This is a genomic window from Pseudomonas sp. 2,4-D, assembly GCF_030418155.1.
Taxonomy (GTDB): domain Bacteria; phylum Pseudomonadota; class Gammaproteobacteria; order Pseudomonadales; family Pseudomonadaceae; genus Aquipseudomonas; species Aquipseudomonas alloputida.
On sequence record NZ_JAUHUI010000010.1, the window covers coordinates 1 to 19,308 of the forward strand.

16 protein-coding genes and 2 tRNA genes are annotated in these 19,308 nt (G+C 60.4%); 4 read left to right on the top strand and 14 right to left on the bottom strand.

Going from position 1 to position 19,308, the window contains the following annotated elements; translation table 11 throughout:
* Positions 1–124 precede the first annotated feature (124 nt).
* The 3 genes from acs (at position 125) to QYE47_RS09755 (ending at position 5,986) form a co-directional block, all read left to right on the top strand.
* Complete coding sequence (gene acs, locus QYE47_RS09745) at positions 125–2,059, top strand: acetate--CoA ligase (RefSeq protein ID WP_014592400.1); 1,935 nt, start codon at positions 125–127, stop codon at positions 2,057–2,059.
* 42 nt (positions 2,060–2,101) lie between these two features.
* On the top strand, positions 2,102–2,971 hold the full coding sequence (locus tag QYE47_RS09750) for an oxygenase MpaB family protein (RefSeq protein ID WP_014592401.1): 870 nt from the start codon (positions 2,102–2,104) through the stop codon (positions 2,969–2,971).
* A gap of 78 nt (positions 2,972–3,049) precedes the next feature.
* Positions 3,050–5,986 (top strand): DUF748 domain-containing protein, encoded by a 2,937-nt coding sequence (locus QYE47_RS09755; RefSeq protein WP_070384357.1) that lies wholly within the window; start codon positions 3,050–3,052, stop codon positions 5,984–5,986.
* A gap of 103 nt (positions 5,987–6,089) precedes the next feature.
* On the opposite strand, the gene QYE47_RS09760 is transcribed toward QYE47_RS09755, so the two are convergent.
* Complete coding sequence (locus QYE47_RS09760) at positions 6,090–6,503, bottom strand: VOC family protein (RefSeq protein ID WP_010955354.1); 414 nt, start codon at positions 6,501–6,503, stop codon at positions 6,090–6,092.
* A gap of 60 nt (positions 6,504–6,563) precedes the next feature.
* On the opposite strand from QYE47_RS09760, the gene QYE47_RS09765 reads away from it, so the two are divergent.
* The gene (locus tag QYE47_RS09765; RefSeq protein WP_014592403.1) at positions 6,564–6,866 is read left to right on the top strand and encodes a putative quinol monooxygenase; all 303 of its coding nucleotides are present in this window, start codon (positions 6,564–6,566) and stop codon (positions 6,864–6,866) included.
* Between the two features lie 76 nt (positions 6,867–6,942).
* Here QYE47_RS09765 and QYE47_RS09770 read toward each other — a convergent pair whose 3' ends face one another.
* The 13 genes from QYE47_RS09770 to glmM form a co-directional block, all read right to left on the bottom strand.
* A complete protein-coding gene (locus QYE47_RS09770; RefSeq protein WP_003249976.1) occupies positions 6,943–7,293 on the bottom strand; it encodes a BON domain-containing protein in 351 nt (116 codons plus the stop codon).
* A gap of 261 nt (positions 7,294–7,554) precedes the next feature.
* Positions 7,555–9,660, bottom strand: coding sequence for a polyribonucleotide nucleotidyltransferase (gene pnp, locus QYE47_RS09775; RefSeq protein ID WP_004575780.1), 2,106 nt, complete (start codon positions 9,658–9,660; stop codon positions 7,555–7,557).
* Between the two features lie 250 nt (positions 9,661–9,910).
* Positions 9,911–10,180 (bottom strand): 30S ribosomal protein S15, encoded by a 270-nt coding sequence (gene rpsO, locus QYE47_RS09780; RefSeq protein WP_003249971.1) that lies wholly within the window; start codon positions 10,178–10,180, stop codon positions 9,911–9,913.
* Between the two features lie 147 nt (positions 10,181–10,327).
* Positions 10,328–11,245, bottom strand: a complete 918-nt coding sequence (gene truB, locus QYE47_RS09785) for a tRNA pseudouridine(55) synthase TruB (protein ID WP_003249968.1) — start codon at positions 11,243–11,245, stop codon at positions 10,328–10,330.
* A 3-nt stretch (positions 11,246–11,248) separates the two neighbouring features.
* Positions 11,249–11,647 carry a 30S ribosome-binding factor RbfA gene (gene rbfA, locus QYE47_RS09790; RefSeq protein WP_003249967.1) on the bottom strand — a complete coding sequence of 133 codons (399 nt, stop codon included), beginning with the start codon at positions 11,645–11,647 and terminating at the stop codon, positions 11,249–11,251.
* Positions 11,648–11,763: 116 nt separating this feature from the next.
* Complete coding sequence (gene infB / locus QYE47_RS09795; RefSeq protein ID WP_014592405.1) at positions 11,764–14,292, bottom strand: translation initiation factor IF-2; 2,529 nt, start codon at positions 14,290–14,292, stop codon at positions 11,764–11,766.
* Positions 14,293–14,319: 27 nt separating this feature from the next.
* Entirely contained in the window at positions 14,320–15,801 is a 1,482-nt protein-coding gene (gene nusA, locus QYE47_RS09800; RefSeq protein ID WP_003249963.1) for a transcription termination factor NusA, read from the bottom strand.
* Positions 15,802–15,860: 59 nt separating this feature from the next.
* Positions 15,861–16,319 (bottom strand): ribosome maturation factor RimP, encoded by a 459-nt coding sequence (rimP, locus tag QYE47_RS09805; RefSeq protein ID WP_003249960.1) that lies wholly within the window; start codon positions 16,317–16,319, stop codon positions 15,861–15,863.
* Between the two features lie 129 nt (positions 16,320–16,448).
* Positions 16,449–16,525, bottom strand: a tRNA-Met gene (locus QYE47_RS09810).
* 100 nt (positions 16,526–16,625) lie between these two features.
* Positions 16,626–16,711: transfer RNA gene (locus QYE47_RS09815), tRNA-Leu, on the bottom strand.
* 21 nt (positions 16,712–16,732) lie between these two features.
* Positions 16,733–17,131 (bottom strand): preprotein translocase subunit SecG, encoded by a 399-nt coding sequence (gene secG, locus QYE47_RS09820; RefSeq protein ID WP_019438971.1) that lies wholly within the window; start codon positions 17,129–17,131, stop codon positions 16,733–16,735.
* 4 nt (positions 17,132–17,135) lie between these two features.
* A complete protein-coding gene (tpiA, locus tag QYE47_RS09825) occupies positions 17,136–17,891 on the bottom strand; it encodes a triose-phosphate isomerase (RefSeq protein ID WP_019438970.1) in 756 nt (251 codons plus the stop codon).
* A gap of 65 nt (positions 17,892–17,956) precedes the next feature.
* Positions 17,957–19,297 carry a phosphoglucosamine mutase gene (glmM, locus tag QYE47_RS09830; RefSeq protein ID WP_014592408.1) on the bottom strand — a complete coding sequence of 447 codons (1,341 nt, stop codon included), beginning with the start codon at positions 19,295–19,297 and terminating at the stop codon, positions 17,957–17,959.
* Between the last annotated feature and the right edge of the window lie 11 nt (positions 19,298–19,308).

A 19,308-nucleotide genomic window follows, 5' to 3' on the forward strand; every position in this document is an offset into this window, starting at 1 on the left:
TACCTCGTAGGAGCGGGTTTACCCGCGAAGAGGCCGGCCCAGGTTGAACACCGCTCCCAGCTACACTGTCTTATCGAATAGCCGTTGCAGTCCATCGCCCCTTACAAGAGCAGGACCACCCGCCATGTTCGATATCCGCAAATACCCCCAGGCCCGGGCCGTCAGCCAGTCCGCCGCCCTCACCCCCGAAGACTACCGCCACCTCTACCGCCAGTCGGTCGAAGACCCAGACACCTTCTGGGCCGAACAGGCCAAACGCCTGGACTGGATCAAGCCTTGGTCAAGCGTGCAGCAATGCGACCTGCATACCGGCAAGGCCCGCTGGTTCGACGGTGCGCAACTCAACGTCAGCTACAACTGCATCGACCGTCATCTGGCCCAGCGCGGCGAGCAAACGGCCCTGCTGTGGGAAGGCGACGACCCCAAGGACTCCAAGGCCATCACCTACCGCGAACTGCACCGTCAGGTCTGCCGACTGGCCAATGCAATGAAAGCGCGCGGCGTGAAGAAAGGCGACCGGGTGTGCATCTATATGCCAATGATTCCCGAGGCCGCCTTCGCCATGCTCGCCTGCACCCGCATCGGCGCCATCCACTCGGTGGTGTTCGGCGGTTTCTCCCCCGATGCCTTGCGAGACCGTATTCTCGATGCCGACTGCCGCACCGTGATCACCGCCGATGAAGGCGTGCGTGGCGGCAAGCGCATCCCGCTGAAACAGAACGTCGACAAGGCCCTGGCCAACTGCCCGGCGGTCAGCAGCGTGTTGGTGGTGCGCCGCACTGGCGGCGATGTTGCCTGGGCCCAAGGCCGCGACCTCTGGTACCACGAAGCTACGCAGGACGCCGGCGACGACTGCCCCCCTGAACCGATGGAGGCCGAAGACCCGCTGTTCATCCTCTACACCTCTGGCAGCACCGGCAAACCCAAAGGGGTATTGCATACCACCGGCGGCTACCTGCTACAGGCGGCAATGACCTTCAAGGTGGTGTTCGATTACCGTGACAGAGAAGTGTTCTGGTGCACCGCCGATGTCGGCTGGGTGACCGGCCACAGCTACATCGTCTATGGCCCGCTGGCCAATGGCGCAATCTCGCTGATGTTCGAAGGCGTACCGAACTACCCGGACACCTCGCGCTTCTGGCAAGTGGTAGACAAGCACCAGGTGAACATCTTCTACACCGCTCCGACCGCCCTGCGAGCGCTGATGCGTGAGGGCTCTGCGCCACTGCAGAGCACCTCACGCAAAAGCCTGCGCCTGCTGGGCAGCGTCGGCGAGCCGATCAACCCGGAAGCCTGGGAATGGTATTTCGAGGAGGTCGGGCAAAAGCGCTGCCCGATTGTGGATACCTGGTGGCAGACCGAAACCGGCGGCATCATGCTCACCCCACTGCCCGGCACACAGTCACTCAAACCCGGCTGCGCCACCCAGCCAATGTTCGGCGTGCAACCGGTGCTTCTGGACGAAAAAGGCAAACTGATCGAAGGCCCCGGCGCCGGCGTGCTGGCGATCAAAGCCAGCTGGCCCGGGCAGATTCGCAGCGTCTACGGCGACCACCAACGGATGGTCGACACCTACTTCAAGCCCTTGCCCGGCTACTACTTCACTGGCGACGGTGCCCGCCGCGATGCCGATGGCGACTACTGGATCACCGGGCGCATCGACGATGTGATCAACGTGTCCGGGCACCGCATCGGCACCGCTGAAGTGGAAAGCGCACTGGTGCTGCATGACAGCGTGGCCGAAGCCGCAGTGGTCGGCTACCCCCACGACCTCAAGGGCCAAGGCGTCTACGCCTTCGTCACGACCATGAATGGCGTGACGCCAGATGACACGCTAAAGGCCGAGCTGCTGGCCCTGGTCAGCAAGGAAATCGGCAGCTTCGCCAAGCCTGAGCTGATTCAGTGGGCGCCAGCGCTACCCAAGACGCGCTCAGGCAAGATCATGCGGCGTATACTGCGCAAAATCGCCTGCAATGAGCTGGAGAACCTGGGCGATACCTCGACCCTGGCCGACCCAAGCGTGGTACAGGGCCTGATCGACAAACGCCTCAACCAGTAACTGGCGGCCACCCATCATGGCCGCCCTGCACAGCAGGTCGCCATGGAAGCCCTTCGTCGCCGCATCGAAACCCAGGTCATGAGCCTCACCGGGCTGGCCCTCGGCCAGCTCGACCTGGAATCGCCCAAGGGCGACCCCGGCCTGTTCGGCCCGCAAAGCATCAGCTGGCGGGTACATGGCGACTTCCCGAGCATGCTGGTCGGTGGCATCAGCGCGCTGATGCTGCAGTTGTTGCATCCCCTGGCCTTGGCCGGTGTGTGGGACCACTCCAATTTTCGTGAAGACCTGCTCGGCCGCTTGCGCCGCACCAGCCAGTTCATTTCCGGCACCACCTTCGGCGCCACTGGCGATGCCGAGTGGCTGATCGACAAAGTGCGCACCATTCACCTGCAGGTCACCGGCACGGCACCAGATGGCCGCCCCTATGCGGCCAGCGACCCGGATCTGTTGACCTGGGTGCATGTAGCGGAGGTCAGCCGTTTCCTCGCTGCCCACCTGCGTTACCGCAACCCACGCCTGCCACGCGCCGAGCAGGATGCCTATTACAACGAAATCGCCCTGATCGCCGAGCGCCTTGGCGCCCGTGACGTGCCGCGCTCGTGCCAGCAAGTTGAAGACTATCTGCAACACATACGCCCGCAGCTGCATTGTGATGCGCGCAGCCATGAGGTGATACGAATCCTGCTCGACGCCCCTGCTCCCAGCCGCCTGGCACAGCCGGTTGGCAAACTGATGCTGCACGCGGGTATCGACTTGCTGCCCGGCTGGGCCCAGGCACTGCTCGGCCTGCAGCACGGGCCCCTGCAGCAGCGCCTGATCCGCCTGGGCCTGCAACGCACTGCGCCGGTACTGCGCTGGGCAATGCGCGACGGCTCGGCACACCGAGCCAAACGGCGCATGGGCATTGATTGAGCGCAAAGGGTGGCCCCTGCGGAACTGATTTAACGTGCCATACTCCAAGCACTCCTGCTTAGACTGACGAAGCGACACATGTACAAAGGATTGACTCGCGCCGCTGGCGCAATCGTGGCCTTGGTAGCCCTGTATAGCCTGCTTGGCTTTCTCATTCTTCCTGGTGTCGCACTGCGCATTGCCAACCAGCAGTTGGCCCAATACGCCACCGTGCCGGCCCACCTCGAACGGATCGAACTCAACCCCTTCAGCCTCGAGTTGACGCTGTGGGGCCTGCAGATCGGCGAGCCGGGCAAGGAGCAGGTCGGCTTCGAGCGTCTTTACGCTAACGCCTCGCTCGACAGCCTGTGGACCAAAGCCCTGCATCTGGAAGCGGTGGAACTCGACAAACCGCGCAACGAAGTGCTGTTCGCCAAGGACGGTACCCTCAACCTGACCGGGTTGTTCAAACTACCGGCCAGCGAAGCCAAACCCGAAGAGCCGCCCAGCGACCCGTTCCCGCTGCGTATTGGCAGCATCAAGCTCGTCGACGGCTACCTGCACTTCGAGGACCTGCGCCCCAGCGAGCCGATCGAGTTCCTCTACGACAACATGAATCTGGAGCTGAAAAACCTCAGCACCCTGCCCAACGACAACGCCGACATGACCTTGGTGGCCAGCGGCCCCAATGGCGGACGCATCGACTGGAAGGGCACGCTGAGCCTGTCGCCGATCGCCTCCGAAGGCACACTGAAGGTCACTGACGGCAAGATGAAGCTGTTCTGGCCCTACGTGCGCGATGCCGTGCCACTGGTGCTGGAAGACGGCGTGGTAAGCCTCGATACGCACTACAAGCTCAACCTCGCCAAACAGACCGAGCTGCTGCTGGATAAGGTCTCCGTGCGCATCGCGCCATTCGCCATCAAGGCGCCGGATGGCCGACCGTTGGCACGCCTGGCCAGCCTGGAGGTTAGCGAAACCACCATTGATCTGGTCAAACAGCAGGTCACCGTGGGCAAGGTTCGCAGCGAAAAGCTCGAAACCTGGGCGGCGCTGGAAAAAGATGGCCAGCTCGACTGGCAGAAGCTGTTCGCCAGCCAACCCGCCAAGGCTACGCCGAAGGAAAAAGCCGAGCCGGCTGCCGCAGAACCTACGCCTGAAGAGAAAGCTGCCAAGGAGCCAAGCAAGCCTTGGCAAGTGCTGCTCAAGGACGTGCAGTTGCGCAACTACCTGGTGCACCTGGCAGATCGCAGCCAGAAGGAACCGGTAGCCTTGGACATTGGCCCCCTCAACGCCGACCTGCAAGGTTTCGACAGCCTCAACCAGTCGCCCTTCACCCTCAAACTCGATACCGGTGTGGGCAAGCAAGGCAAGCTGCAGGCCGCAGGCCAGGTCAACCTGGCACCGATATGGGCAAAGCTGGATGTGAGCACCCGCGACATCGACCTGCGTGTGGCCCAGGCCTACATTAGCCCGTTCATCCTGCTGGAGCTGCGCAGCGGCATGCTCTCGAGCGACCTCAAGGTCGACCTGAAGAACACCGCGCCGCTGGCCTTCAATGTGACCGGCAAGGCGCAGGTCAGCCAGTTGCACACCCTCGACACCATCAAGAGCCGCGACTTCGTCAAATGGCAGCAGGTGAACGTCGACGGCTTGTCCTACGTGCACGGCGATGCACTGTCGATCGACAAGGTGACCCTGCTGCAGCCCTATGCACGCTTCATCATCAACGAAGACCGCACCACCAATGTCAATGACCTGCTGATCCCGCAACCGGCCGACGCCCCGGCGAGCAGCCAGCCCAAGCCGACCACGGCCAGCAACAACAAGCCGCTTGGCATCCATATCGGGCAGATCGACATCAACGACGGCTCGGCCAACTTTGCCGACCTGTCGCTTACCCCCAACTTCGCCACGGCCATCCAGCAACTCAACGGCCAGATCGGCACCATCGACAACCGCAAGCCGCTGCCGGCCAAGGTCGAAGTCAAGGGCAAGGTAGACCGCTACGCACCGGTCACCATCAAGGGCGCACTCAACCCGTTCAACCCACTGGCCAGCCTGGACATTGCCACCAGCTTCAAGCGCGTCGAACTGACCACGTTGACGCCCTACTCCGGCAAGTTCGCCGGCTTCCGCATCCGCAAAGGGCGGCTGAACCTGGACCTGCACTATCTGATCACCAACGGCCAACTCAAGGCCGAGAACAAGGTAGTAGTGGAACAACTGCAGCTGGGCGAGAAAGTCGACAGTCCGGATGCAGTCGACCTTCCGATCCGCCTGGCGGTGGCATTGCTGAAGGATACCGAGGGCAAGATCTCGATTGAGCTGCCGGTGTCTGGCGACCTCAACAACCCGCAATTCAGCGTGATGCCGATTGTTTGGCAAACCCTGCGCAACCTGGTGCTGCGCGCGGCGCAGGCGCCATTCAAATTCATTGGCGGACTGATCAGCGGCGGCAGCTCGGAAGACCTTGGCAATGTGGCGTTCGCCCCCGGCTCCAGCGAACTCAGCGGCGAGGCGCAGTCGTCCCTGGACAAGCTGGCATCCGCGCTGAAAGAGCGCCCGGAACTGCGCCTGGAAATCGAAGGCACCAGCGCCCAGGCCAGCGATGGCCCGCTGATTGCCCAACAGCGCCTTGAGCGTGAGTACCAGGCCACCTGGTACAAGATCCTGCAGCGACGGGGTGACAAGGTGCCGGCCAATGCCTCGATGCTGGTGGTGGACGACAGCGACAAGCCCGCGATGCTCGAAGGCATTTACCGCACCCGCCTGAAACAGCAGCCGCCAGCAGAATGGGAGCAACTGAGCCGTGACGAGCGTACCGCCAAGCTGCGCGCCGCGGTGATCAAGTCTTGGGCTGAGAGTACCGCCTTGCTGCGTACACTGGGCCAGGAGCGGGCCAGCAGCATCAAGGACTACCTCGTGGACAAGGGCAAGCTTGAAGATGACCGGGTGTACTTCATCGACACCAGCCTGGGGCAGCCTGAAAGCGATGGGCGGGTGATTACGCCGATGCATCTGGATGCCGAGTAATCCCCTCCGGCAGGCCTGATCTCTTTCGCAGGCACGCCCGCCCCCACAGACCTGCGCACTACCTGTGGGAGCGGGCGTGCCCGCGAAGAGGCCCGTACGGGCTTCAAACCAACCGCTGCCCCGACACCGCCGGGTGATACAACGGTTGAACCTTGTTCCCGGCCGGGTCCAGCAGGTGGAAGCTGCGTGCGCCGTCACCATGGTTGAACGGCCGGTCGAGCAAGGTCACGCCATGAGCCTTGAAGTACTGGTACCAGGCTTCCAACTCCTCCACGCTGTCGACAATGAACCCGTAGTGATCCAGGGTCTGCAACCCGTTGGCCGCCCCTGCCCCACGCCCCAATGAAAGGTTGTCGTTACCGCAGGTGAGGTACACCAGGTCCTCATTGGCACGATTCAGCACTTCCATGCCCAGCACATCGACGTAGAAGCGTTCACACTCCTCCAGGTTAGGCACCAGCAGGGCAATGTGGCGCAAGCCATTCAGGCGGCCAGGGCGTGCAGGCAATTCGGACATTGGCGAAGCTCCATTTTTGTATACAATTCATTATTGAATTTAAAACAAAAGGAGAGATTTGTGTATAGCCTGTTCATCAAGACCCGAGTGAAGCCTGGATGCGCCGAAGCTTTCCTCAGTGCAATCAAGGTCAATGCTGCAGCTTCCGTGGCGAGTGAGCCAGGCTGCCTGGTGTTCGATGTGTCGCAGGACCGGGTCGATCCGGAGGTGATCTACTTGTACGAAATCTACCGCGATGATGCTGCGTATGAAGCGCATACCCAGACCGCGCATTTTCGCGACAGCCGCCCATTGGTGGAGCCTCTGATCCTTGAGCAGGAATGCTTCGAAAGCGATGTGATCGCGCGCAACCCAGTGTATTGAGCGCAAGAAAAAGCCCTGGCACGGGCCAGGGCTTTGGTGAAAGTGGCCAAATCCATTTGGCCGACGGGACATTCCTTTACTCGGCTTTCAGGCCGTCAGACATTACGCTCTTGACGCCTTTGATGTTCTTGGTGATGCGCACCGCTTCTGCTTTCTGCGATTCGGTAACCTTCACATCAGAAGACAGCGAAACAACACCTTGGCTGGTCTCGACTTTGATGTCGCTGCCTGGGATGCCTTTTTCAGTCAGCAGATCAGCTTTGACCTTGGTAGTGATCCAAGTGTCGGAGCCTTCTTGCTTGGCGTTGTCGACGGTGTTGGCCGCCAACATGACTGGAGCCTGGGTTGGCTCAGCGGCGAATGCACCGTTAGCCATGGTCAGGGTCAGAGCGGTAGCAGTAGCGGCAGCAATGGCGAACTTCTTCATGTGGGTCACTCCTGTTTTTCGAAGGGTCTGCGCCGTATGTCCTGGCGTCAGGTATGAAGGTAGTTGCATGGGCTGTGCCAGCTTAGCCTCCCCGTTTATTTCCTTTTAAATCAAACAGTTAGTAAAACACCATCGCAGTTGGGGTCGTGCATTTTGCAATCTGCGCGGTAAACCTGCATGCAAGATGCAAGTCCGCAAAAGGTTCCCGTCCCCATGAAAAAAGGGCCCCGAAGGGCCCTTTCTCTATTGCGTGACGGTCGCTTAGACGCCCGAGGCCTTGGCCGCAGCGACGTCCTTGATCGACAGCTTGATACGGCCGCGGTTATCCACGTCCAGTACCAGCACTTCGACTTCCTGGCCTTCCTTGAGGATGTCGGTGACTTTCTCGACGCGAGCATCGCTCAGCATGGAGATGTGCACCAGGCCGTCCTTGCCAGGCAGGATGTTGACGAAGGCGCCGAAATCGACAATGCGCTCGACCTTGCCGACGTAGATCTTGCCGATCTCGGCCTCAGCGGTGATGCCCAGGATGCGCTGCTTGGCAGCATCTGCCGCTTCCTTGGTTTCGCCGAAGATCTTGATCGAGCCGTCGTCTTCGATGTCGATCGAAGCCTTGGTCTCTTCGCAGATGGCGCGAATGGTGGCGCCGCCTTTACCGATGACGTCGCGGATCTTGTCGGTGTCGATCTTCATCGCGATCATGGTTGGGGCGTTGGCCGACAGTTCGGTACGCGACTGGCCAATGACCTGGTTCATCTGGCCGAGGATGTTCAGGCGCGCTTCCAGGGCTTGGCCCAGGGCGATTTCCATGATCTCTTCGGTGATGCCGTTGATCTTGATGTCCATCTGCAGCGCGGTGACGCCTTTGGCGGTACCGGCTACCTTGAAGTCCATGTCGCCCAGGTGGTCTTCGTCACCCAGGATGTCAGTCAGGACTGCGAACTTGTCGCCTTCCTTGACCAGGCCCATGGCGATACCGGCAACTGGCGCCTTCATCGGCACACCAGCGTCCATCAGGGCCAGGGATGCACCGCAGACCGAAGCCATGGAGCTGGAACCGTTGGATTCGGTGATTTCCGAAACCACGCGGATGGTGTAAGGGAACACGTCAGCAGCAGGCAGCATGGCCTGAACCGAACGGCGGGCCAGACGGCCGTGGCCGATTTCGCGACGGCCAGCACCGCCCATGCGGCCACACTCACCTACCGAGAACGGTGGGAAGTTGTAGTGCAGCATGAAGGGGTCTTTCTTCTCGCCTTCGAGGGTGTCCAGCAGCTGGGCATCACGGGCAGTACCCAGGGTCGCAACGACCAGGGCCTGGGTTTCGCCACGGGTGAACAGTGCCGAACCGTGAGTTTTCGGCAGCACACCCACTTCGATGTTCAGCGGGCGTACAGTCTTGGTGTCGCGGCCGTCGATACGTGGCTTGCCGTTGACGATGTTTTCGCGAACGGTGCGGTATTCGATTTCGCCGAAGATGTCTTTTACTTCGGAAGCCGAAGGCTGGCCTTCTTCACCGGAGAACTTGGCAACCGCCTGGTCACGCAGCTCGCCCAGACGCGCGTAGCGGTCGGCCTTGACGGTGATGGTGTAACCCTGCGAAACCGCTTCGCCGAACTCGGCGCGGATAGCATTGAACAGCTCGGTGTTGGCAACGGCAGGTTTCCAGTCCCAAGTCGGCTTGCCAGCTTCGGCAGCCAGCTCTTTGACAGCCTGGATAACAGCCTGGAATTCGTCGTGGGCGAAAAGTACGGCACCCAGCATCTGGTCTTCGGTCAGCTCTTGAGCTTCCGATTCAACCATCAGGACAGCGTCGGAGGTACCGGCAACGACCATGTCCAGGCTCGAGGCAGCCAGTTGCTCATAGGTCGGGTTCAGCAGGTAGCCAGTGCTTTCGTGGAAGGCAACGCGGGCAGCGCCGATCGGGCCTTCGAACGGAATACCGGAAATGGCCAGGGCAGCCGAGGTACCGATCATCGCAGCGATGTCCGGGTCGGTCTTCTTGCTGGTGGAAACCACGGTGCAGACGACCTGCACTTCGTTCATGAAGCCTTCCGGGAACAGCGGACGGATCGGACGGTCGATCAGGCGAGAGGTCAGCGTCTCTTTCTCGGAAGGACGGCCTTCACGCTTGAAGAAGCCACCTGGGATCTTGCCAGCGGCGTAGGTCTTTTCCTGGTAGTGAACCGACAGCGGGAAGAAACCCTTGCCTGGATCAGCCTGTTTGGCACCTACCACAGTCACCAGCACGGTGACGTCGTTGTCGACGGTAACCAGCACGGCGCCGGTTGCCTGACGGGCAATACGGCCCGTTTCGAGAGTGACGGTCGATTGACCGAACTGGAAAGTCTTGATTACCGGGTTCACGGTTTCCTACCTTTTTCAGTGGCTCTTGGGGGAACTGGTTTCTTGCGAATTCTTGGGCAGAACGGGGAATCGGCCCCATTGACCGTCCAGATACAACACGAGGCTGGGAGCCTGGCACCAAGCGGAAAAACCGCTCAGCATTGCCAGGCTGCCAACCTCGGAGATACGCGTGAAGTGCCCAACGGCAGCGCTGCAAAACAGCCCTGCCGAAGCCTGCGACACCCCACGCACACCACTGACCAGGCCGCTATTAGCGACGCAGGCCCAGGCGACCGATCAGGGCGCTGTAACGAGTGGTGTCTTTGCCCTTCAGGTAATCCAGCAGCTTACGACGCTGGTTGACCATACGGATCAGACCACGACGGGAGTGGTGGTCTTTGTCGTTGGCCTTGAAGTGGCCTTGCAGCTTGTTGATGTTGGCGGTCAGCAGAGCAACCTGCACTTCCGGGCTACCGGTATCGCCGGCGGCTTGCTGATATTCGGCAACGATCTGAGCTTTTTCTTCAACGCTGAGGGCCATTTGGCTTCTCCTGATAACGGATCCCGCATGCGGGGTCCAATAGGCCAGGGACAAATCCCTGTATTAATAAAAAAGGTGTGACCGTGCCTACTGACAGCCACCCTTGATGCCGTGGGGCTCGGCAACTGCCTGACCCCGCGGTTTCGGTCATTCCGACCGAATTAGCCGACGCGGCGCAATGCGCCCGTCTTCGCTCACTTCACCGATACCGATGAAGCGTGCATTGTGATCCTGTACCCGAACCATGCCAAATTGTGGCGCGTCCGGCGCGCGTACCGCCTGGCCATGCAGCCAGTAGAACGCACTGTGTTCCGACAGGCTGACCAACGGCCAGTCCTGCAGCCCGCTGTCCGATGGCATCAGGAAGCGGTCGAGCGCTTCGTTGCCACCTTCGGCATGGGCCTGTTCGAGTTCCTCGAGGGTGACCGTCTGTGCCAGCGCAAAGGGCCCTGCCTGGGTCCTGCGCAGCTCGGCGACATAGGCGCCGCAACCAAGGGCTTCACCGATATCCTCCACCAGCGTGCGGATATAGGTGCCTTTGCTGCATCCTACGCTCAGCCGGGCACGGGTGCCTTCGCACTCGAGCAACTCCAAGCGGTTAATAGTAACAGAACGCGCCTCGCGCTCCACTACCTCTCCTGCACGTGCCAGCTTGTACAACGGCTGGCCGTCACGCTTGAGCGCCGAGTACATAGGCGGTATCTGGCTGATCGGGCCGCGAAAACGTGGCAGCAGTGCTTCGATGTCGGCGCGACCAACGGTCACGTCGCGGGTCTGCAGCACCTCACCCTCGGCATCGCCGGTGTTGGTAGTCTGCCCCATCTGCATGACGGTTTCGTAGCCCTTGTCGGAATCCAGCAAGTACTGCGAAAACTTGGTCGCTTCACCGAAGCACAGCGGCAACACGCCGGTTGCCAGTGGGTCGAGGCTACCGGTATGGCCGGCCTTTTCCGCGTTCAGCAGCCAACGCACTTTCTGCAAGGCGGCATTGGACGTGAAGCCCAGCGGCTTGTCGAGCAGGATGATGCCGCTGACATTGCGGCGGATACGTTTGACCTGGGCCACCGCTTACTCCTTGGTGTCCGACTCGTCGGCATCCTTGTGCAGGCGGTCTTCGGCCACTGCACGCTCGATCAGCGCCGACAGGTGCACACCACGGCTGACACTTTCATCGAAATGGAAGTGCAGCTGCGGCACGCTGCGCAGTTGCATCGAACGCCCCAGGTGCAGACGCAGGAAGCTGGCAGCGCTATTCAATGCCTTGAGCGATTGCTGCACAGCATCCGGGGTTTCCTCGCCCATGACGGTGATGAACACCTTGGCATGGCCCAGGTCACGGCTCACGTCCACGGCGGTGATAGTCACCAGACCGACACGCGGGTCCTTGACTTCGCGACGGATCAGCTCGGCCAGCTCGCGCTGCATCTGATCGCCAATACGTTGGGTACGGCTATATTCTTTGGCCATTCTTGCTACCTGTAACTTAAAGCGGCAAACGCCCGGACAGACGAATGCCTGACCGGGCGCTACCTGAAGAGGTACCGCAAGCCGCCCTGTAGCAGGCGCTTGCGGCTCGCTCGCCCTTAAAGGGTACGAGCCACCTGGACTTTCTCGAAGACTTCGATCTTGTCGCCGACCTTGACGTCGTTGTAGCTCTTGACGCCAATACCGCACTCCATGCCCGAACGGACTTCGGAAGCATCGTCCTTGAAGCGACGCAGCGATTCCAGTTCGCCTTCGAAGATCACAACGTCATCACGCAGTACGCGAATCGGACGGTTGCGGTACACGGTACCCTCGATGACCATACAGCCAGCGATGGCGCCGAACTTCGGCGAACGGAACACGTCACGTACTTCGGCGACACCCAGGATGTTCTCGCGAACATCGCTGCCGAGCATGCCGGTCAGGGCCTTCTTGACGTCTTCGATGATGTCGTAGATCACGTTGTAATAACGCATATCCAGACCTTCCTGCTCGACGATCTTGCGCGCACCGGCATCGGCACGCACGTTGAAGCCGAACAGTACAGCATTCGAAGCCAGCGCCAGGTTGGCGTCGCTCTCGGTGATACCACCGACGCCACCACCTATCACGCGTACTTGCACTTCGTCGTTGCCCAGGCCGCCGAGCGAACCCTGCAGCGCTTCCAGAGAACCACGCACATCGGTCTTGAGAACGATGTTGAGGGTTTTCTTCTCTTCCTGACCCATGGTCTCGAAGATGTTTTCCAGCTTGCCGGCGTGAGCACGGGCCAGCTTGACCTCGCGATACTTGCCTTGACGGAACAGGGCAACTTCACGGGCTTTCTTCTCGTCGGCAACCACGGACAGCTCGTCACCGGCTTCCGGAGTACCGTCCAGGCCGAGGATTTCGACCGGGATCGACGGGCCAGCTTCCTTCACAGGCTTGCCGTTCTCGTCGAGCATGGCGCGAACGCGGCCATAGTTGGAACCGCACAGGACCATGTCGCCCTGACGCAGGGTACCGTCCTGAACCAGGATGGTCGCCACCGGGCCACGGCCCTTGTCCAGGCGCGATTCGACGACCACACCACGACCTGGCGCGGTTGGAGTAGCGGTCAGTTCGAGGATCTCGGCCTGCAGCAGAACGGCTTCGAGCAGCTCGTCGACACCGGTACCCATCTTCGCCGAAACCTTGACGAACGGCGTGTCACCACCCCAGTCCTCGGAGGTAACGCCTTCGACGGACAGCTCGTTACGGATGCGATCGAGGTCAGCACCTGGCTTGTCGATCTTGTTCACCGCAACGACCAGCGGAACACCGGCTGCCTTGGCATGCTGAACGGCTTCGCGGGTTTGTGGCATCACACCGTCGTCCGCCGCCACCACCAGGATGACGATGTCGGTCGCCTTGGCACCACGGGCACGCATCTGGGTAAACGCAGCGTGACCTGGGGTATCGAGGAAGGTGACCATGCCGCGGTCGGTTTCCACGTGATAGGCACCGATGTGCTGGGTGATACCACCGGCTTCGCCAGCGGCAACCTTGGCACGACGGATGTAGTCGAGCAGCGAGGTCTTACCATGGTCAACGTGACCCATGACGGTAACCACCGGCGCACGCGACTCGGTCTGGCCTTCGAACTTCAGCGATTCGGCCAGGGAGTCTTCCAGGGCGGTGTCGCTGACCAGCGTGACCTTGTGGCCCAGCTCTTCGGCGATCAGCTGAGCGGTTTCCTGATCGAGCACCTGGTTGATGGTGACTGGGGTCCCCATCTTGAACATGAACTTGACCACTTCAGCGCCCTTGACGGACATCTGGTTGGCCAGCTCGGAGACGGTAATGGTCTCGCCGATGGTCACGTCACGGATGACGGGGCCGGTCGGGTTCTGGAAGCCGTGCTGATTACGCTTTTTCAGCTTGCTCTTGCCACCACGGCCACGACGAGCGCCATCGCTCTCTTCGTCGGTAGTGCGCGGAGCCGCACGCGGAGTCGGCGCCTTTTCCTTCTCCTTGACCTTGACCTTGATCGACACACGAGGCGCCTCGCCACGACGACGGTCGTCATCACGGGTACGGCTTTCGTTGCGACGGGTCTCGTCTTTCTTGCGCTCGGCAGCACGGGCTGCGGCGTCTTCAGAGGCCGGAGCGTCTGCGACTACCGGGGCCGGAGCAGCGGCAGGAGCCGGCTCTGGCTTGGCAGCAGGCGCTGGAGCGGCTGCAGTGGAGCCGGCCGCCTGACGGCGAGCCTGCTCTTCATTGCGCTGGCGAACTTCGGCCTCGACCTTGTCGCGAGCGGCATTTTCAGCCGCGCGGCGCTCTTCCAGCTCACGCTTCTGCTCAGCCTGGATTTCTTCAGGGCTGCGCTGCACGAAAACTTTCTTCTTGCGTACTTCTACGCTGATGCTTTTGCTACCGGCGACACGCAGGGTGCTGGTGGTTTTGCGCTGCAAGGTAATCTTGCGCGGCTCTTCCGCCTTGCTTTTGTGGCTGCTTTTCAAATGAGTCAGCAGGGTCTGCTTCTCATTGTCGGTCACTACCTGACCGGCGTCGGTGTGCGGCAGACCTGCCTCACGCATCTGCTGCAGCAGGCGCTCTACCGGTGCCTCGACCTCTTGGGCCAGTTCTTTCACCGTGACTTGCGTCATGCACTTCTCTCCTCAGGCCGCGCCTAATTACTCGAACCAGTGGGCTCGGGCGGCCATGATCAACTTGCCGGCACGCTCTTCGTCGATGCCGTCGATGTCGAGCAGATCGTCGATCGACTGCTCGGCCAGGTCTTCGCGGTTAACCACGCCGCGCACCGCCAGTTCAGCCGCCAGGTCTTTGTCCATGCCCTCAAGGGAGAGCAGGTCTTCGGCCGGGTGGGCGTCTGCCAGTTTTTCTTCGGTAGCGATGGCCTTGGTCAACAAACGGTCCTTGGCTCGAGCGCGGAGCTCATTGACGATGTCTTCGTCAAAGCCATCGATGTTGAGCATTTCTTCCAACGGTACGTAGGCAATTTCTTCAAGGCTGGTGAAGCCTTCGTCGACCAGCACTTGGGCCAGCTCCTCGTCGACTTCCAGTTCCTCGATGAAATTGCGCAGGATGTCACCGGTTTCGGCCTGTTGCTTGGCCTGGATGTCCTTCTCGGTCATCACGTTCAGGGTCCAGCCGGTCAACTGACTGGCCAGGCGAACGTTCTGACCGCCACGGCCAATGGCCTGGGCCAGGTTGTCCTCGGCGACGGCGATGTCCATTGCATGGGCATCTTCATCAACGATGATCGCCGCGACTTCAGCCGGCGACATGGCGTTGATGACGAACTGCGCCGGGTTATCGTCCCACAGGACGATATCCACACGCTCACCACCCAGCTCCCCGGATACGGCCTGGACGCGCGAACCACGCATGCCGATACAGGCACCTTGCGGATCGATACGCTTGTCCTTGGAGCGGACGGCAATCTTGGCTCGCGAACCCGGATCACGGGAAGCAGCCATGACTTCGATGAGGCCCTCGGCAATTTCCGGCACTTCAATGCGGAAAAGCTCGATCAGCATCTGCGGCGCGGTGCGCGACAGAATCAGCTGTGGGCCACGGTTTTCGGTGCGAATTTCCTTGAGCAGCGCACGCAGGCGCACGCCAACACGGAAGGTTTCGCGCGGAATGATGTCTTCGCGAGCCAGCAAGGCCTCGGCGTTGTTGCCCAGGTCAACGATGACGTTGTCGCGGGTAACCTTTTTTACGGTACCGGAGATGATCTCGCCAACGCGCTCACGGTAGGCATCGACCACCTGGGCACGCTCGGCCTCACGGACCTTCTGCACGATGACCTGCTTGGCGGTCTGGGCGGCAATACGACCGAACTCGATGGACTCGATCTTCTCTTCGATCACGTCACCGACCTTGGCTTCAGGGTGGGTGTCCTTGATCTTGTCCAGCCAGGTCTCGATCGCCGGATCATCAAGATCGGCTTCGTCGACCACGGTCCAGCGACGGAAAGTCTCGTAGCTACCGGTGTGGCGGTTGATTTCCACACGTAGGTCGACTTCGTCTTCAAAACGTTTTTTGGTTGCAGTGGCCAGGGCCACTTCCAGCGCTTCGAAAATGACGCCGGGCGGTACACCTTTTTCGTTGGATACCGATTCAACAACCAGCAGTACTTCTTTGCTCATCGTACGCCTCGCCTTGCGCAAGCCATTGGGCCCGGATAGTCCGCCGGGCCCGGCACGTCTCAGTCAAAACTGGGAATAATATTGGCCTTGTCGATCGAGTCGATCGGTAACAGGAACTCCTGGTTGTCCACCTGGACCACCACATCCTGCTCCTCCACACCGCGGAGAAGGCCCTGGAAGTTACGACGACCCTCGAAGGGTGAGCGCAGCTTGATCTTCACTTGTTCGCCGGCATGCGAGGCAAACTGTTCCAGCGTGAACAGTGGGCGATCCATGCCTGGAGAAGACACCTCGAGGGTGTACTCACTGCTGATTGGATCTTCCACATCGAGGATTGCGCTGGCCTGACGGCTGACTGCTTCGCAGTCGTCCACCAGAATACCGCCTTCCTTGTCGATGTAGATGCGCAGTACCGAATGCTTACCCTGGGAAACGTATTCGATCCCCCAGCACTGATAGCCCAGACCCTCGACAACCGGGGCCAACAAGGCCTGCAACTGTTCTAGCTTGCTCGACACCTGAACCCCCTCGTGCATGCTGTGCAAATAAAAAATGGGCGAAGCGCCCATCCCTGAAAGCGCCGTAGGACAACGACGCCGAAACTGTTCGGTTAGCAAAAAGCCCCTGAAAAGGGGCTCCGCTGAAGCTGGTTGCGGGGGCTGGATTTGAACCAACGACCTTCGGGTTATGAGCCCGACGAGCTACCAAGCTGCTCCACCCCGCGACAAAGCTGGGGCAAAAGTATAAGACCGAACCCTGTTGAGGGTCAAATCCAAACATTCACCTACAAGAAAGCCCGCTAAAGCGGGCTCTCAAGCTTTAATTGGTACCGAGAAGGGGACTCGAACCCCTACACCCTATGGGCACAACCACCTCAAGGTTGCGTGTCTACCAATTCCACCACCTCGGCAATACTACTACTTGAAACCCGTTACTTCTGCTCTTGAGCCGGAGGAGGTACATCACCCGTGTTATTGGTGGTTTCGCTCTTCTGCTGTTGGAGCACCGGTACATCATCATTAACTGCCGGTTTTTGCGGCTCTTTCACTTCTAGCACTGCTGGATCTGGAAGACCTGCTTGGCTAAGCTGCTGAGCTTGTTGCTTCGCGAAGTATCCTAACCCAAGTGCTGTCAAAAAGAAAGTGGCAGCGAGTATAGCAGTTAATTTACTTAGGAACGTTGCAGAGCCTTGGCTCCCGAACACGGTATTTGAAGCCCCCGCGCCGAAAGATGCACCTGCTTCAGCACCTTTACCCTGTTGCAACAGAACCAGCACTACAAGCGACAGCGCTGCCAACAGATGAAAAACAACGATGACTGTTTCCAGCATTTGTTCAGTTTCCTGCGGCGCGACAAATTGCACCGAATTCGTCTGCGTTCAGGGAAGCCCCACCAATGAGACCCCCATCGATATCCGGCATGCCGAACAGTTCGGCCGCATTGGCCGCCTTCACGCTGCCGCCGTATAGCAACTGCACCTTCGCAGCCACTTCAGCATCTTCTGCCGCCAACTGGCCGCGGATGGCGGCGTGCACATCCTGGGCCTGCTGTGGCGTGGCCGTAAGGCCTGTACCGATGGCCCATACAGGCTCATAGGCAATTACTGCATCGGCAAAAGCCTTAACACCGAATGCTTCGATGATACTGCTTAGTTGACGCCCGACAACTTCGAGCGTTTTGCCAGCCTCGCGCTCTTCAAGGGTTTCCCCTATGCAAAGCACTGGCTTCAAGCCTTTGGCCTGGGCCGCTGCAAACTTGCGATTGAGCACTTCGTCGGTTTCACCAATAATCTGGCGACGCTCCGAGTGACCAATCAACACCAACTTGCAACCTGCTTCAACCAGCTGCTCGGGAGCAACTTCCCCGGTCAGCGCACCCTGTTCGGGTTGTACAGCAGAATTCTGTGCGCCGACAGTAATTTCTTTACCTGCCAGGCCATCAATCACCTGATTGATGAACAAGGCCGGTGGAAATACGGCGACTTCCACTTCGCTCGGCAAGGCGAGATTACTCAAGCCTTTGGTCAGCTCAGCGACGCTAGCGCGGGTACCGTGCATTTTCCAGTTACCAGCTACCATAGGGCGACGCATGCTTTACCTCGTCGGTCAAAGTGGGCGCAGATCTTACCCAACCAGATCTGCGCTGGCAAGCGCCTTCAGACACAAACTTCGCCGACCAGTTTGGCCAGCGCTTCAGCATGGGCCCGCACCTGGCTTTCGTCCTCGCCCTCAACCATGACCCGCACCAACGGCTCGGTACCGGACTTGCGCAACAGCACACGACCCCGCCCCGCCAGCGCTTCGGTAACCTTGGCACTGGCTTCCTTGACGGCGGGGTGCTCCAGCGGGTCGACCTTGCTGGCGCCAAAGCGCACATTGATCAGCACCTGCGGGCACTTGCGCAGGGCCTGACGGGCCTGGGCCAGGGTTTCGCCCCGGCGCTTGAGCGCCATCAGCACCTGCAGCGCGGCAATGATCGCATCGCCCGTTGTGGTGTGGTTGCAGCACACGACGTGACCGGAGTTTTCACCGCCGACCAGCCATTCACGCTCCAACAGCTCGGCCATGACGTAACGGTCGCCGACCTTGGCCCGCACAAACGGGATGTCCAGGTCCTTGAGCGCCAGCTCCAGGCCCAGGTTACTCATCAGCGTACCGACCACCCCGCCTTGCAGCTTGCCATGCTCCTGCAGGTCGCGAGCGATGATGAACAGCAGCTCGTCACCGTCGACGATGGCGCCCGTGTGGTCGACCATCAGCACGCGATCGCCGTCACCGTCAAAGGCAATGCCGAGATCGGCATGCCCGACCAGTACAGCGGCCTGCAGCGATTCGATGTGTGTCGAGCCGCAACCTTCGTTGATGTTCAGGCCGTCCGGTTGCGCATGCAGCACGGTCACGTCGGCACCCAGCTCACGGAATACGCTGGGCGCAACCTTGTAGGTAGCACCATGGGCGCAGTCGACCACCAGCTTGAGGCCGTCGAAGCTGGTGCTGCTCGGCACGCTGCTCTTGCAGAATTCGATGTAGCGGCCGGCGGCATCGTTGATACGCGAAACCTTGCCCAGCTTGCCCGACTCGACAACGGTCATCGGTTGGTCGAGCAGCTCTTCGATCATCAGCTCGACCTCGTCCGGCAGCTTGGTGCCCTGGCCCGAGAAGAACTTGATGCCGTTGTCATCGTGCGGGTTGTGCGAGGCACTGATGACGATGCCGGCTTCGGCGTGGAAGGTACGCGTGAGGTAAGCGATGGCCGGTGTCGGCATCGGCCCGAGCAGCATCACATCGGCACCTGCCGCGGACAGGCCGGCTTCGAGTGCGGACTCGAACATGTAGCCGGAGATGCGCGTGTCCTTGCCCACCAGCACGCGGCAATGGCCTTGCTTGCGGAAGGCCATGCCGGCCGCCCAGCCAAGCTTCAGCATGAAGTCAGGCGTGATCGGGTATTCGCCGACGCGGCCACGAATGCCGTCGGTACCAAAGTATTTTCTGCTCATAGGGACTCCAA

Excerpts from the sequence above, each read along its gene's own strand:
- acs (WP_014592400.1), top strand. The coding sequence starts at position 125 with ATGTTCGATATCCGCAAATACCCCCAGGCCCGGGCCGTCAGCCAGTCC.
- QYE47_RS09750 (WP_014592401.1), top strand. The coding sequence starts at position 2,102 with ATGGAAGCCCTTCGTCGCCGCATCGAAACCCAGGTCATGAGCCTCACC.
- QYE47_RS09755 (WP_070384357.1), top strand. The coding sequence starts at position 3,050 with ATGTACAAAGGATTGACTCGCGCCGCTGGCGCAATCGTGGCCTTGGTA.
- QYE47_RS09760 (WP_010955354.1), bottom strand. The coding sequence starts at position 6,503 with ATGTCCGAATTGCCTGCACGCCCTGGCCGCCTGAATGGCTTGCGCCAC.
- QYE47_RS09770 (WP_003249976.1), bottom strand. The coding sequence starts at position 7,293 with ATGAAGAAGTTCGCCATTGCTGCCGCTACTGCTACCGCTCTGACCCTG.
- rpsO (WP_003249971.1), bottom strand. The coding sequence starts at position 10,180 with ATGGCCCTCAGCGTTGAAGAAAAAGCTCAGATCGTTGCCGAATATCAG.
- rbfA (WP_003249967.1), bottom strand. The coding sequence starts at position 11,647 with ATGGCCAAAGAATATAGCCGTACCCAACGTATTGGCGATCAGATGCAG.
- infB (WP_014592405.1), bottom strand. The coding sequence starts at position 14,292 with ATGACGCAAGTCACGGTGAAAGAACTGGCCCAAGAGGTCGAGGCACCG.
- nusA (WP_003249963.1), bottom strand. The coding sequence starts at position 15,801 with ATGAGCAAAGAAGTACTGCTGGTTGTTGAATCGGTATCCAACGAAAAA.
- secG (WP_019438971.1), bottom strand. The coding sequence starts at position 17,131 with ATGCTGGAAACAGTCATCGTTGTTTTTCATCTGTTGGCAGCGCTGTCG.
- tpiA (WP_019438970.1), bottom strand. The coding sequence starts at position 17,891 with ATGCGTCGCCCTATGGTAGCTGGTAACTGGAAAATGCACGGTACCCGC.
- glmM (WP_014592408.1), bottom strand. The coding sequence starts at position 19,297 with ATGAGCAGAAAATACTTTGGTACCGACGGCATTCGTGGCCGCGTCGGC.